Origin of the sequence: Staphylococcus nepalensis, assembly GCF_014635045.1 — a bacterium.
GTDB classification, from domain to species: domain Bacteria; phylum Bacillota; class Bacilli; order Staphylococcales; family Staphylococcaceae; genus Staphylococcus; species Staphylococcus nepalensis.
Genome location: NZ_BMCF01000001.1, coordinates 359,294 through 372,166, shown reverse-complemented (window position 1 = coordinate 372,166; position 12,873 = coordinate 359,294). Strand labels below are relative to the sequence as shown.

Here is a 12,873-nt window from a genome sequence, read left to right as displayed (position 1 = left end):
ATTGAATCATTAAAGTTATAAAGTAAAGAGCGAAGATATGCAATCAAATAGTGGTTGCGTATCTTCGCTCTTTTTATATTGAGACTGATATAAAAAAATCATGGCTTGCCCTTAAAAAGGATATAAGCATGTTGAATTATTTTGAACCGTTTAAATAAGCTGGGAAGAAGTCCGTAAATAGATCAACGAATGTTAAATATGCTTCTTTGTCTACATGCTCATCTACTTGGTGAGCCTGACTGACAGTACCTGGACCATACATAATAAATGAAAAGTTTTCGTCTTTATCTACTAATAGATCTGAGGCATCCGTCACACCAGGCGAAGCTTCTGTTGGTAATGTTGTATTGAGATATTTTTCACCCATTTCAACAGCAAGTGCTATTAATTTATTTTGGCCTGTAGTGTAAACAGGGGGTCTAGACATATAAGTGTCAATTTCAATATCAGTTTCTTCAGTAGCAACTTGTTTTAAGATTTCATTGAAATAAGAAATAAATTGATCGTTATCATGTTCAGGAATGGTACGAATATTAAATTCGGATGTTGCGTGTTCGGGAATGGAGTTCACTTGATTGCCTCCATTGAAAATCGTTGCATTCATAATCGCATTACCTAATAAGTCATTATTTTTATTAAACTTGTTAAACCCTTCATCTGCTTTGTAAACAAATTTAACAAGTGGTGAAATAGCGTTAAAACCGAGTTGTGGCATAGAACTATGTGAAGCTTTACCATGAGAAGTGACACGAATATCCATTGATCCTTTATGAGCATAAATAATTCTATCTTGGGAAGGTTCAGCAATGACTAATGCATCCACGTCTTTCATATAACCTTTATCATGAAATGCTTTTGCGCCTTCTCCAACAATCTCTTCACCAGCAGTTGCAAGTAAGCGTATTTTTCCATGTGTTAATAAACCTTGGTCGTGAATATCAATCATGCTGAGTACTAACGCGGCTAAGCCTGATTTCATATCAGCTGAGCCACGACCATAAAGTTTGCCGTCTACTTCTGTAAGTTTGAATGGATCGTATGTCCATTTGTTTTCATCGCCAGCAGATACAACATCCATATGGCCAGATATACCAAGCACGGGTGCGCCTTCACCAATTTCAGCCACTAGGTTAGCGCGACTATCACTTATTTTAATAATTTCAGATTTAATACCATGCTCTGATAATAAATTCTGTAGATATTTACATACTTCCATTTCATTGTCATTAACTGATTTAATACTTACTAAATCTTCTAAGATTTGAATTTTTTCTTGTTTAGTAAATTTACTCATCATAAAACCCCTTTTCCAAAATTAATAAAACATCTATCGCTTTTATTATATCTGAAAAATCAGACACTTTGAAATTAGACACATTTGAAAAAGGCATCTTTATAGGAATTTTGAACGTATTGTTAAAAATATATGCCGAGTGAATTTATTAAAAATTAAACATGGTTTTTAGAGGATGCGTTATCTAAAGACCATGTTTTTATAGTATCGAATTGATTAGTTGTAGGTTGATTCATGTGTTGAGACTGCCAATTTTTAGGAATAGAGCGATTTTGTTGTGTAGATGATTTTGTAGATTGCGATGCGTTATTTGTTTCATTCACGTTTTCAATATGTCTTGTGTTATCTGTATCAAGCACTGCGCCGCGCATATCATTACCTTGAAAACTTCCTACTAAAATCATAATTAAATAACTACAACATAAAAGTGCAACGACAATAAGATACAGTGAGACAGTTAACTTTACTGGCTTGCTCATATCCATCCTCCTAAACAACCTATGATTACTTTCAACTTCAAGATAACATTTGAATTTTAATACTATGTAAATTTCAAGTAAATATTGTATTTATTTCTTTTAAGAGTGAATACTTGTTGTTAAAAATTTTTATAAAATTTTTTATTCAAATTTATTTTTTAATAAAAGTATGCAATCATTGTTATAAAAGGAATTGTTATTGCATTAAATATAACTTTTTATAAAATGTAGATAGTGTTTCATATTTAATCTATAGATATCTTATAGACTTTATATTAAATCAATGTTATAAAAGGAACTGTTGTTATATTAAATATAATTTTATAAAAGAGTTTATTGAGAGATTAAATATAATTTTACATTTAATTAACAGATATTTTATAGACTTAATATGAGATCAATAACTAGATGATATTATGTCTTTATTGAAAGGTTATAACACATTGAACCATTTCTTTTAATTAAAGTTTTCAAATAGCTTGATGACTTTAGTACACGACTGAAAATATAAGCAGGAAAAGAGGGACAAAGTTTGCTACTAATCATAATTTGTGTAGGCGTCATTCTTTGGTTAGGCATCGTTGAAAAACGAAGACATTCTGACAGATTAGCAAAGATTCCTATACGTATCAATATTAATGGCATCAGAGGTAAATCAACAATCACCCGCTTGATTTACAGTATTTTACGGGAAGATAAGTACCGTGTGATTGGTAAAACAACTGGTACAGACGCGCGTATGATGTACTGGTTTACGCCTAGAGAATATCCTGTATACAGGAAACCTCAAGGAGCAAATATTGGTGAGCAACGAGATATCGTAAGAAAAGTTGTGAAACAAAATGCGAATGCATTAGTAAATGAATGTATGGCTGTCAACCCTGATTATCAAATTATATTTCAAAAAGATTTGGTGAAGGCTAATATTGGCGTCATTGTAAATGTTATGGAAGATCATATGGATGTGCTTGGACCAACATTAGATGAAGTTGCTCAAGCATTTACCGCTACGATCCCTTATAAAGGGCATTTGATAGTTATGAAAGATGACTACACCCCCTTTTTTGCAAAAGTTGCCAAAAGACGTAAGACAAAGTTAATCGTTGTTGATAAGGATGAAGTACCAGAATCCTATCTGAGAAAATTTGAGTACATTGTCTTTCCAGATAATGTGGCTATTGCAATGGGTGTGGCAGAAGCCTTAGGTATTGATCGTGATACGGCGCTAAGAGGTATGCTTAACGCTCCGCCAGATGTTGGCGCGGTTGAAGTAAAATACTTTAATGCAAATGAAACTACAAACGTATACGTCAATGCTTTTGCAGCCAATGAACCACAGTCTACTAAAGCAATTTTAAATAAGGTAGAATCTTACAATTACCCGTACCAAAAAATTGTGATTGTCTTAAATTGTCGTGCTGACAGAGTAGATCGAACACGACAATTTGCTGAAGACTTTGTAAAAGATGTACCGTTCGATACATTAATTTGTACTGGAAAGAGCACACAAATGGTCACTGAAGTGATGCATGATTTGCCTGACAAAAAATATTTAAATTTTGAAGGCAAAAGTATAAAAGAAGTTGAACATGCGCTTTACACAGAATCTAAAAACGCATTGATATTTTGTGTAGGTAATATTCACGGACCAGGTAAACAAATAGCGCAATATATAGAAGGGATAAATTAATATGATAGGTTCAGAGTTATATTTTTCATTATTTGTAGGCATTGTTCTTAGTCTTATCTTTGCCGAAAAATTTGGTATTAGTCCTGCTGGTTTAGTCGTTCCAGGGTATCTAGCACTCATTTTTGATCAACCCATTATGCTACTATCAGTCTTAATCATTAGCTGTATTACATACTTCATTGTTAATCATGGTATAAGTCGCTTCGTTATATTATATGGACGTAGAAAATTCGCTGCTATGATATTAACAGGCATGGTATTAAAATTTGTATTTGACTTAATTTATCCAATAACACCGTTTGAAATGGTTGAAATGTCCGGTATTGGTGTTGTGATTCCTGGTATTATTGCGAACACAATACAAAAGCAAGGCGTCGTTATTACCCTATCCACATGTATGTTACTAACATGTATTACGTACGTTATCTTATTCTTTTATAGCTTTATTAATTAGTAAGGAGCAGAGATATGAAGCAATCCAAACGATTTTCTATAAATGAGCGTGTATTGAAATGGACAAAACGCCATAAAAAAAGAAATTCCATATATACCGGCTTAATATTGCTTGTTGCACTTGTTTTATTAGGATTTGTTTTAAAAAATCAAGATTTTGTACCTGTTAAAGCTATGGAAAAAAATGGAGAAGAAATCAAACTGACATATTTAGGTAACGTGGAATTAAATAAACATATAAGAAAAAATGATTTAAATGATACTTTTAGTTCTATTAAAGACCTTTTACATGGAAGTGATTATTCAACAGCCAGTTTGAAGTTATCGGATTTTTCAGATGATAGAAAAACCAACATTCATAAAAATTTAGAAAATGTAATGTTTTTAAAAGGATTAAATATAAAAAGTTTAAATATTATTAATCAAGTTACTGATAATATTACTGCTAGAGATTTTAGTAGAGCTGTTGAAGCACAAAATGGTTATAATTTTTTAACTGGAAATGGCTCAAATCCAATTAATAGTAAAACGGTACAACAAACAATAAAAGGCAAGAAAATTGCCAATGTATCTTTTACAGATATTGAATCTGACTACGCAGATCCGTTAAAAAATACTACATCCATCAGTTTAGAACCCAATATCTATATACCGATAATAAAAAAATTAAAAGAAAACAATGATTACGTGGTTGTTAATGTAGATTGGGGCATGACAGATGAAAGGTCTGTTACGACAAGACAAAAACAATATGCACATTCTTTAGCAGACGCGGGTGCAGATACTATTATTGGTCATAATACCGTAGTTCAAGAAATTGAAAATTATAAAGACACAAATATTTTTTATAGTTTAGGAAATGTAACTTCAGAAGATTTCTTATCAAAAAATAAACAAGGTTTAGCTGTTCAGCAAAATTGGAATGGCGAGCATTCAAAATTTATGGTAACACCTATCAAATCAGTAGGCGGTAAGCTAACGAAAGCTACACCGAACAAGATAGAAGAAACCAAATTATTAAATAACATCAAAGGTGAAAACGTCGAACTGAAAAAAGAGAATGGAGGTTATGTATATGAACATTAAAGATCATTGGGTAAGTCTTACAATAATTACAGTCATTCTTATTATCACAATATTAATTGTATTCGCGAGAGCAAACGAAGGTTTAGATCACTATGAACAAAATGAACTTAAAACTTCGCATCATCAGTATTTATCTAAAGGAGCATAACTATGAGTATTTATAATAAAAAAACGCTCATCGTAATACTACTCCTTACTATTATCATTTCTTTTATGTTTTTTTTAGTCACGAAAAAAGATAATTATAATAAAGATGATTTATATGAGAATAAAATCGCTGATCATCAACATGATGCATCAGATAAAAATTACGGTGTTGCTTCAAATAATCCGATTGCTAAACGTGTGGGAGAAAAAATATTGAAAGATGGAGGCAACGCAGTGGATGCCTCTATGGGTGTTTCTTATGCTTTAGCTATTACGGAACCACACTCTTCAGGGCTTGGTGGCGGAGGTGCAATGTTAGCTTATGATGGTCAAGAAAATGTAGCACCAAAACAGTGGCAATACAAGGACATCTCTTCGTTTAATTATAAACAAAAGGACCAAGTTGGCGTGCCAGGTTTCGTTCGAGGTATTGATGATGCGCATAATGAAGCGGGAAAGATGGACAAAAAGAAAGTGATGAATTATGTTATCCCTTTAGCTGAAGAAGGATTTGAAGTAGATTCAGAACTTGAAAGAAGTTTGAAGTTATATGGCTCAGATGTGGATAGAGATTCACCTTTCTTTGATGGCGCACAAACCAAAAGAGAAGGTGATGTTATCAAGCAACCAGCTTTAGCGAAAACCTTAAAAGGTATTAGAGATAACGGGCCAGATTATTTCTATGATAAAGTAGGAAAAAGCGTCTCTAAACAAATGGATAATAAATTAACAGAAAAAGATTTTCAAAGTTATAAAACAGAGAAAAAAGAACCAGTTAGTACACAATATTTAAATAATACGGTTTATGCTGCATCCAATCCTTTAGGAGGTACACTGATGTTACAAGGCTTAAAAATTGATGAAGCAACAAATAGCCAAACAGCATCAAATGACCGGTTAGATTATATTACTGGTATTTTAAAATCTAGAAATTTAATGTATGGAAATAGAGATATTGTCAACGGTCAAGATGAAGACTATGATGAATATCTTTCTCAAGGTTATATTTTAGATAAATTAAACAAAATCAATGTTAGTAGTGATTTCAATACAAATAATGTTGATAATACAAGTACAACGCATTTTGTAGTAGTTGATAAAAACGGAGAAATAGCAAGTACTACCAATACACTAGCGAGTTTCTTTGGTTCAGGTGACTATATGAAAGAAGGGTTTTATATGAATGATTCATTAGGTAACTTCTCTTCTGATCCTGCAAGTCCAAATTATGGTGAGAAGCATAAGCAACCACGGTCATTTACTTCACCTAGCATTATAGTTGGACCGGATTATTACATGGGCATTGGCACACCTGGAGGAAACAAAATACCTACTACATTAAACGAAGTGATTATCGACTATTTACGTGGTGACGGAACATTACAAGAATCGATTGATAAACCACGTTTTTACAACGATAATGGCAAGGTATTTTATGAAAACGCAACAAGTAAACAAGACATAGATATATTTAATAGTTTAGGTTTTGAAACTGAAGAAAAACGTAATGACCCTAACTTTGGTAGCGTCCAAGCTGCAGTTTATAATAAAAATGATAAAACAGTAGAAATCGGTCATGACGTCGGGAATAGATAATATTGCTTTAGGCAATAGATATTAAAATATAAAAAGATGACGTTCTTTTGAGTGATTAGAACGTCATCTTTTTTATGTTTGAATAAAACGACTGCGTGTCATTTGTGGATTATGCTTTTTGTTTTTGAGTAAAATAGTTATATAGTGTACGGACAAAGATGATAACTACAACGATGGCGCCCACGTATCCAACGAATGGGTAAATAATCGAAACGAGTTCTCCAAAAGGTAACGTACCACAAATAATAAATATAATGCCTAGTACAACTGTGACAAGTACGCCTAATTTTGAAGGAACCAATTTCATAAATTCATTTTTTACTAACCAATACATAGGTGCAGTTGTAGAATAAATACCTAATAAAATACATACTGAAAACAATAGCGCGATAAACGGTGCAATGGTATTACCTAGATAAAGTACTGGTACTTCTAAATCAAATACATGATTTGAGTGTACGAGTAGCGCGATAATCATCACAATGACCGTTAACATTAATACCGCCCCACCAATAATACCTGTAACGCCAGCTTCCTTTTTACTATTTGATTGTTGGCCAAGTTGTGAGAAGAAAATACTTCCAGCTAAAATGTTATAACAGAAAAAGAGTCCGCCAGATTGCCACCAATGATTGGTTGGTTGTAAGCTTTTTGCGCTTTCAGGTAAATAGAGCATATTAGATAGGTTACCGATATTTGAGAAGAAGACAATTAAACAAATACCTATTGTTAAAATGACAATAATTGGGCCAACAGTACCAATAATATCAACTAATTTATTCAACCCTAAAATTACTGTAAGCATTGCTACCACACCCATACCTAAGACGCCAACTAAATTTGGTAAATGAAATTGTTCTGCTACAACGGCGCCTGTGCCAGCAATCATAATAACTACAATGCTAAAAATGAAAACAATTGTAAAATATTCAATAATTGTTCCTACAATGTTACCGCAATAATACTTAAATATTCGACCTGGTTGCTTTAATTGAAGGTCGTAACCCTTCATCATTAATGTTGAACCAAGTAAGCAAAATAGTACTGCACTCACTAAAGCACCCAATATACCGTATACACCAAAAGATGCAAAAAATTGCATGACTTCTTGTCCAGTAGCAAAACCAGAACCAATTAAGTAAGCGATATAAGCACCGCTAAGTTTAATGATATTTGTGATTTTGATTTGTTGTTGCATAGTTGTCCCTCCCATTTATTACCAACCTTGACCAGCAATGTCGTAATCATTTAATTTTCCAGATTCTAAGTCTTCAATGGCAGATTCTAAAATATTTAACGCTGTATCTAGTTCCTCATAAGTTATGACTAAGGGTGGCTGGAAACGGAGTACATTTTCAGCTACTGCAATAATAACAACACCATTATCGAAACAACGGTTACAAATTTTCAGTGCAGCTTCACCATCACGCGTTTTATTTTTTTTATCAGAAACAATATCTATACCAATAGATAATCCTTTACCTCTAACATCCCCAACAGATTCAAATCGTTCTTTCCATTGATCCATACGCTGACGTACATAGGCGCCTTTATCAGTACTGCCTTGCAGCAGATTTTCATCTTCAATCATACTAATTGTGGCTAAAGCAGCTTCACAACTTACTGGGTTTGCACCAGTAGTAAATAAATGCGCAGGGGCATCTAATGTATCCATTATTTCGGCGCGACCGACAATGGCTGACATCGGTAATCCGCCGGCTAAAGATTTACCAAAAGTAATTAAATCGGGCTCGATATTATAATGCGTCACCGAACTCCATTTTCCAGTGCGTCCTAAACCTTGTTGGATATCATCAACAGCCAATAAAATACCGTGAGACTTACATAAATCTTGTAATGCTTCAAAATAGCCTTCAACTGGTTCTAATAATCCACCATCCCCTTGAATCGTTTCAATAACAATACATGCGACTTCTTCAGCAGGTACATATTTTTCAAACATTTCTTTAAGGGGGGCTAAGTATTCTTCCACAGTATTTACATTTGGGCTACCAAACATACCTCTGTATTTATCCGGAAAAGGAATATGATAAAATCCAGGTAACATCGGACCGTATTTTTTTCTCATATTAAGACTGATAGCAGACATGGATAATGAACCATAAGTAGAGCCGTGATAAGCATTAACAAAACTGATGATATAAGGTCTGCCTGTATAGGCGCGAGAAAGTTTTACGATACCATCGTTTGCATCTGAACCAGAAAGTCCAAAAAGTACGCGCTTTTCATAATTTCCTGGAGCAATTTCACAAAGTTTTTTTGAAAGTTTTACTAGAGGCTCATGATACATATAAGCAGGTGTGTAGTGAATGAATTTATCTACTTGTGATTTGATCGCTTCTGTTACTTGTTTAGGTGCATGACCGACATTTTGTGAACTAGCACTAGCAAGTAAGTCGATATATGTATTCCCATCAACATCTACTAATGTGGCACCATACCCATGAGAAATAGCTAGTGGATAATATTTTATGCGTCCTGGTTTTGCAAAATATTGACTATCCTGATTGATTAATTGCTCTGATTTTTTCATTTTTTCCATAATTCAAATCCTCCCACGTTTTGTTGCATATCATCTGATTTAAAAGTTGTAAAAACTTAAATAAAAGAATTCACTTTTAGTCCCTTTTTATAAAGTGAATTTGTGTTGTTAAGCATTTTTTATACGTTTGCTTTCATTGTATTTTCTAATAACGATAGAATGCTGATACGTATGAATATACTAAGAAAATTCCGAATTGTAAATATATTCTGAAAATTTAAAGTTGAATAACGCTAAAAATATGTAATATAACACATATAATCTTTGGGGATTAGATTTGTGATAATAGAAAGTGTGTTCAATTTACGTTTGTAGTTATTTTATTTAATGCAAAATTAAGCGCTAGGATGACTTTTGTAAACTGAAATGGATAGTTAGTTTTTAAGGGATTTTTCGTTTATAATAATAAAGAGCATGATTCGTTTACGATACAAAAACGAAATCATGATTATTTTTGAAATTAGAGATAGATGTCTGAATAAAAGTAAGCTTGTATTATACTTTTAAAGCTCTAAGTCTCAATTTAATTTATTAAGTTAGTGACACTTATGCATAAGCCATGGCTCACGTAACTTTTTAACCTAATCTCTTTTTATATAAATAGCATTTAGGTGAGAGATTAGTTCGCTGTAATTGATAATGATTTTCAATTATAGTATCTTTAATGTGTAATAGTTTAGCAAATTAGTTACGTTTACGCGTATTAATAATATTTAGTGAATGATGTAAAGAGGGAGTTTCTGATGGAAAATAGTAAGTTAGAAGTTAAGGATTTAATAAATATTGGACTCTTTACGGCAATATATTTCATTTTTATAGCACCTCCAGGCATATTAGGCATTATACCCATCTTCATGTTGTTGCTTCCTGCAATGGTTGGTTTAGTAGGTGGTATACCTATCATGTTGCTTATTTCAAAAGTTCAAAAGTTTGGTGCATTATCTATATGTGGTATTATAGTTAGTTTGATATTAGCTATTATGGGCCATCCTTGGATAGCTTTAGTGTTTAGTGTCCCCGTTATACTGATTTCAGATGGCATAATGGCTTGGGGACATTATAAGAATTGGAAACAAAATTGTTTAGGCTATATTATCTTTTCATTTTGGCCAATTGGTACTTTTATACCATTTTACTTTATGAGAACTTCATATTTATCTTTTATTCAAGAAAAATATGGTGTTGAATATGAGACGACTGTTGCTGGTTTGTTTTCAGTTGAAATGATACCCGTTATTATTATTACCACAGTTATCGGTGCAGTGATTGGAGCTTATATCTCAAAAATGATTTTAAAAAAACATTTCAAACGTACAGGTATGATTTAATATGTATAATCACATAATCCGACAAGACCATTTATTTAACTTAGATCCTAGAATTAAAATTGGCCTCATACTGATGATTTCTCTTGTTGCCTTAACAGGTGGAGTAACAGGTATCGAAGTTTATATAAGATTACTATTAATGTTCATACCACCATTACTACTAATATGTATAAAACAATATACAGTAGGGTTAATTATCTTGTGTTTAACCATCTTAGCTTGGTATGGAGAGGCTTTTGTAATTATTGATCACAATCAAGTTGCAACTTTATTAATTTTTGTACCTTCGGGTATTGTTACACGGTTTTTACCGTCTTTAGCAATGGGATATTATATTTTTAAAACTACACAAATTGAAGTCTTAATAGTAGGCTTGGAACGGTTAAAATTATCTAGAAAGGTGACTATACCCATTGCAGTCATGTTTAGATTTTTACCAACAATCAAAGAGGAGTCAATTTCCATCAAAGACGCTATGAAAATGAGAGGCATATCATTGAAATTTGCTTTTATAAAACCTATTCAATACGTTGAATACCGCGTGGTTCCATTGTTAAACAGTGTCGTGAAAATTGGTAATGAATTAACGATTGCTTCAATAACACGAGGCTTAAATTTAACACATCAGCGTACATCCATTATTTCACTTAACATACGCTGGTTAGATTGGTTGTTTTTGATGATAACACTGTTACTTTGTATTTTTTATTATGTAGTGTGAGGGTAGAATATGATTCAATTTAAAGATGTATCTTTTAGATACGAAGCAAACGAACAAAATATTTTGAACGATATTAACCTTACTATAGATGATGGAGAGGTTATTTGTTTAACTGGCGCTTCAGGGTGTGGAAAGACGACTGTAACAAGGATGCTTAATGGTATTATACCTCATTTTTATAATGGAGAAATTGACGGCCAAATTTTAATGAATGATAAGGATATACAACTTCAAGAGGTATATGAATTAACGCAACAAAGCGGTTCTGTTTTTCAAAACCCAAGATCTCAATTTTTTTGTTTGAATACAACGAGTGAGTTAGCATTTGAACTGGAGAATTATGGCACCCCACCTAATGAAATTAAACAACGTATTAATCAAAGCGTAAAGCAATTTAATTTAGAACATCTTTTAAACAGAGATATATTTAATTTGTCAGGTGGAGAAAAACAATTGCTTGCTTGTAGTGCGATTCAAGTATATGGACACAAACTGATTATCTTAGATGAACCATCTTCAAACCTGGATTTTAATACAATTTTAAAGTTAAAACAAATGCTTAAAATTTGGAAATCTGAGGGAAAAACCATTGTAATTGCAGAGCACCGTTTACATTATTTAACTGAAATTGTAGATCGCTTTATTGTTATGTCGTATGGATCAATAAAGAAAATATATAATAATCAGCAATTTAATCGTTTATCACATGTACAGTTAACCAATTTAGGTTTACGAATGATTCATTTGCGTCAATTAAAGGCAAAATCTAGCCTCAATAGTAGAAATGGATATTTGAATTTACATCGTTTTTATTTTAAATATAAAAGAAATCAGCCGTTAGCGTTAAATATAGATGATGTTCATATTAGTAAAGGCAAGGTAACAACAATTATTGGTCGAAACGGGTCAGGAAAATCAACATTAGCACGTGGTTTAACTGGGGTTGAGAAAAAATTTAAAGGCACAGTGGATTACAATCAAGTAACGTTAAAACCGCGTCATAGACTGTCAAATGTATATATGGTATTTCAAGATGTTAACAATCAATTATTTGCTGAAAGTGTAGAAGAAGAGTTGAAGTTAAGTAACCCAACATTAGATGATGAGATGATTAGACGATGCCTTAGAAATTATAGTATCTCGGAACATTTACAAAGACATCCGTTATCATTATCAGGTGGAGAAAAACAACGCTTAGCAATAGCTAGTGCAGTTGAAACTAAACGAGAAATATTAGTTTTCGACGAACCTTCAAGTGGGTTAGACGGCCACCATATGAGAGAGATGAGTAAAATTATCAATCGTCTGGCATATGAAGGGCACACAGTGTTAGTTATCACACACGACTACGAAATGTTACTGTCTTGCACAGATGAAATTTTACATTTAGAAGATGGAAAAGTTAAAGCACAATATGAAATTAATAACGATACTATAGAGAAATTACAAACATTTTTTAATATAATATAAACATTTTGAATAAGTTTAAAAACATACGCTTGTGATTATTATATAA

Annotated in this window: 12 protein-coding genes; 8 read left to right on the top strand and 4 right to left on the bottom strand. The window is 32.5% G+C overall.

The genetic code is table 11. The features are described from left to right. Positions 1–136: 136 nt before the first annotated feature. Together IEU88_RS01810 and IEU88_RS01805 are read right to left on the bottom strand one after the other, a co-directional pair. The gene (locus tag IEU88_RS01810) at positions 137–1,294 is read right to left on the bottom strand and encodes an ArgE/DapE family deacylase (protein ID WP_096808395.1); all 1,158 of its coding nucleotides are present in this window, start codon (positions 1,292–1,294) and stop codon (positions 137–139) included. Between the two features lie 155 nt (positions 1,295–1,449). Continuing rightward, positions 1,450–1,773, bottom strand: a complete 324-nt coding sequence (locus tag IEU88_RS01805; protein ID WP_096808396.1) for a hypothetical protein — start codon at positions 1,771–1,773, stop codon at positions 1,450–1,452. A gap of 532 nt (positions 1,774–2,305) precedes the next feature. On the opposite strand from IEU88_RS01805, the gene pgsB reads away from it, so the two are divergent. From pgsB to IEU88_RS01780, 5 genes are read left to right on the top strand one after another with little or no spacing between them, the layout of a single operon-like run. Further along, positions 2,306–3,463: a poly-gamma-glutamate synthase PgsB gene (gene pgsB, locus IEU88_RS01800; protein ID WP_096808397.1), complete on the top strand. Its 1,158-nt coding sequence runs from the start codon at positions 2,306–2,308 to the stop codon at positions 3,461–3,463. 1 nt (position 3,464) lies between these two features. Continuing rightward, a complete protein-coding gene (gene pgsC / locus IEU88_RS01795; RefSeq protein ID WP_096808398.1) occupies positions 3,465–3,917 on the top strand; it encodes a poly-gamma-glutamate biosynthesis protein PgsC in 453 nt (150 codons plus the stop codon). A 14-nt stretch (positions 3,918–3,931) separates the two neighbouring features. Beyond that, positions 3,932–5,002: a CapA family protein gene (locus IEU88_RS01790; RefSeq protein WP_103372605.1), complete on the top strand. Its 1,071-nt coding sequence runs from the start codon at positions 3,932–3,934 to the stop codon at positions 5,000–5,002. Continuing rightward, positions 4,992–5,150, top strand: a complete 159-nt coding sequence (locus IEU88_RS01785; RefSeq protein ID WP_096808400.1) for a hypothetical protein — start codon at positions 4,992–4,994, stop codon at positions 5,148–5,150. The genes IEU88_RS01790 and IEU88_RS01785 overlap by 11 nt, the downstream gene beginning before the upstream one ends. Before the next feature lie 2 nt (positions 5,151–5,152). Next, entirely contained in the window at positions 5,153–6,745 is a 1,593-nt protein-coding gene (locus tag IEU88_RS01780) for a gamma-glutamyltransferase (protein WP_096808401.1), read from the top strand. A gap of 109 nt (positions 6,746–6,854) precedes the next feature. Here IEU88_RS01780 and IEU88_RS01775 read toward each other — a convergent pair whose 3' ends face one another. Together IEU88_RS01775 and IEU88_RS01770 are read right to left on the bottom strand one after the other, a co-directional pair. Beyond that, positions 6,855–7,943: a YkvI family membrane protein gene (locus IEU88_RS01775; RefSeq protein ID WP_103372604.1), complete on the bottom strand. Its 1,089-nt coding sequence runs from the start codon at positions 7,941–7,943 to the stop codon at positions 6,855–6,857. Positions 7,944–7,961: 18 nt separating this feature from the next. Next, positions 7,962–9,299, bottom strand: a complete 1,338-nt coding sequence (locus tag IEU88_RS01770) for an aspartate aminotransferase family protein (protein WP_103372606.1) — start codon at positions 9,297–9,299, stop codon at positions 7,962–7,964. A gap of 752 nt (positions 9,300–10,051) precedes the next feature. Between IEU88_RS01770 and IEU88_RS01765 the strand changes: the two genes are divergently transcribed. Genes IEU88_RS01765 through IEU88_RS01755 form a run of 3 tightly spaced genes read left to right on the top strand, consistent with a single transcriptional unit; the run spans position 10,052 to position 12,827 of the window. After that, the gene (locus IEU88_RS01765; protein ID WP_096808403.1) at positions 10,052–10,636 is read left to right on the top strand and encodes an MptD family putative ECF transporter S component; all 585 of its coding nucleotides are present in this window, start codon (positions 10,052–10,054) and stop codon (positions 10,634–10,636) included. Between the two features lies 1 nt (position 10,637). Then, positions 10,638–11,357 carry an energy-coupling factor transporter transmembrane component T gene (locus tag IEU88_RS01760; protein WP_103373593.1) on the top strand — a complete coding sequence of 240 codons (720 nt, stop codon included), beginning with the start codon at positions 10,638–10,640 and terminating at the stop codon, positions 11,355–11,357. A 9-nt stretch (positions 11,358–11,366) separates the two neighbouring features. Then, complete coding sequence (locus tag IEU88_RS01755) at positions 11,367–12,827, top strand: ABC transporter ATP-binding protein (RefSeq protein WP_103373594.1); 1,461 nt, start codon at positions 11,367–11,369, stop codon at positions 12,825–12,827. Positions 12,828–12,873: the final 46 nt, after the last annotated feature.

Coding starts and splice junctions, on each gene's coding strand:
- IEU88_RS01810 (WP_096808395.1), bottom strand. CDS start 1,294: ATGAGTAAATTTACTAAACAAGAAAAAATTCAAATCTTAGAAGATTTA.
- IEU88_RS01805 (WP_096808396.1), bottom strand. CDS start 1,773: ATGAGCAAGCCAGTAAAGTTAACTGTCTCACTGTATCTTATTGTCGTT.
- pgsC (WP_096808398.1), top strand. CDS start 3,465: ATGATAGGTTCAGAGTTATATTTTTCATTATTTGTAGGCATTGTTCTT.
- IEU88_RS01790 (WP_103372605.1), top strand. CDS start 3,932: ATGAAGCAATCCAAACGATTTTCTATAAATGAGCGTGTATTGAAATGG.
- IEU88_RS01785 (WP_096808400.1), top strand. CDS start 4,992: ATGAACATTAAAGATCATTGGGTAAGTCTTACAATAATTACAGTCATT.
- IEU88_RS01780 (WP_096808401.1), top strand. CDS start 5,153: ATGAGTATTTATAATAAAAAAACGCTCATCGTAATACTACTCCTTACT.
- IEU88_RS01775 (WP_103372604.1), bottom strand. CDS start 7,943: ATGCAACAACAAATCAAAATCACAAATATCATTAAACTTAGCGGTGCT.
- IEU88_RS01770 (WP_103372606.1), bottom strand. CDS start 9,299: ATGAAAAAATCAGAGCAATTAATCAATCAGGATAGTCAATATTTTGCA.
- IEU88_RS01765 (WP_096808403.1), top strand. CDS start 10,052: ATGGAAAATAGTAAGTTAGAAGTTAAGGATTTAATAAATATTGGACTC.
- IEU88_RS01760 (WP_103373593.1), top strand. CDS start 10,638: ATGTATAATCACATAATCCGACAAGACCATTTATTTAACTTAGATCCT.
- IEU88_RS01755 (WP_103373594.1), top strand. CDS start 11,367: ATGATTCAATTTAAAGATGTATCTTTTAGATACGAAGCAAACGAACAA.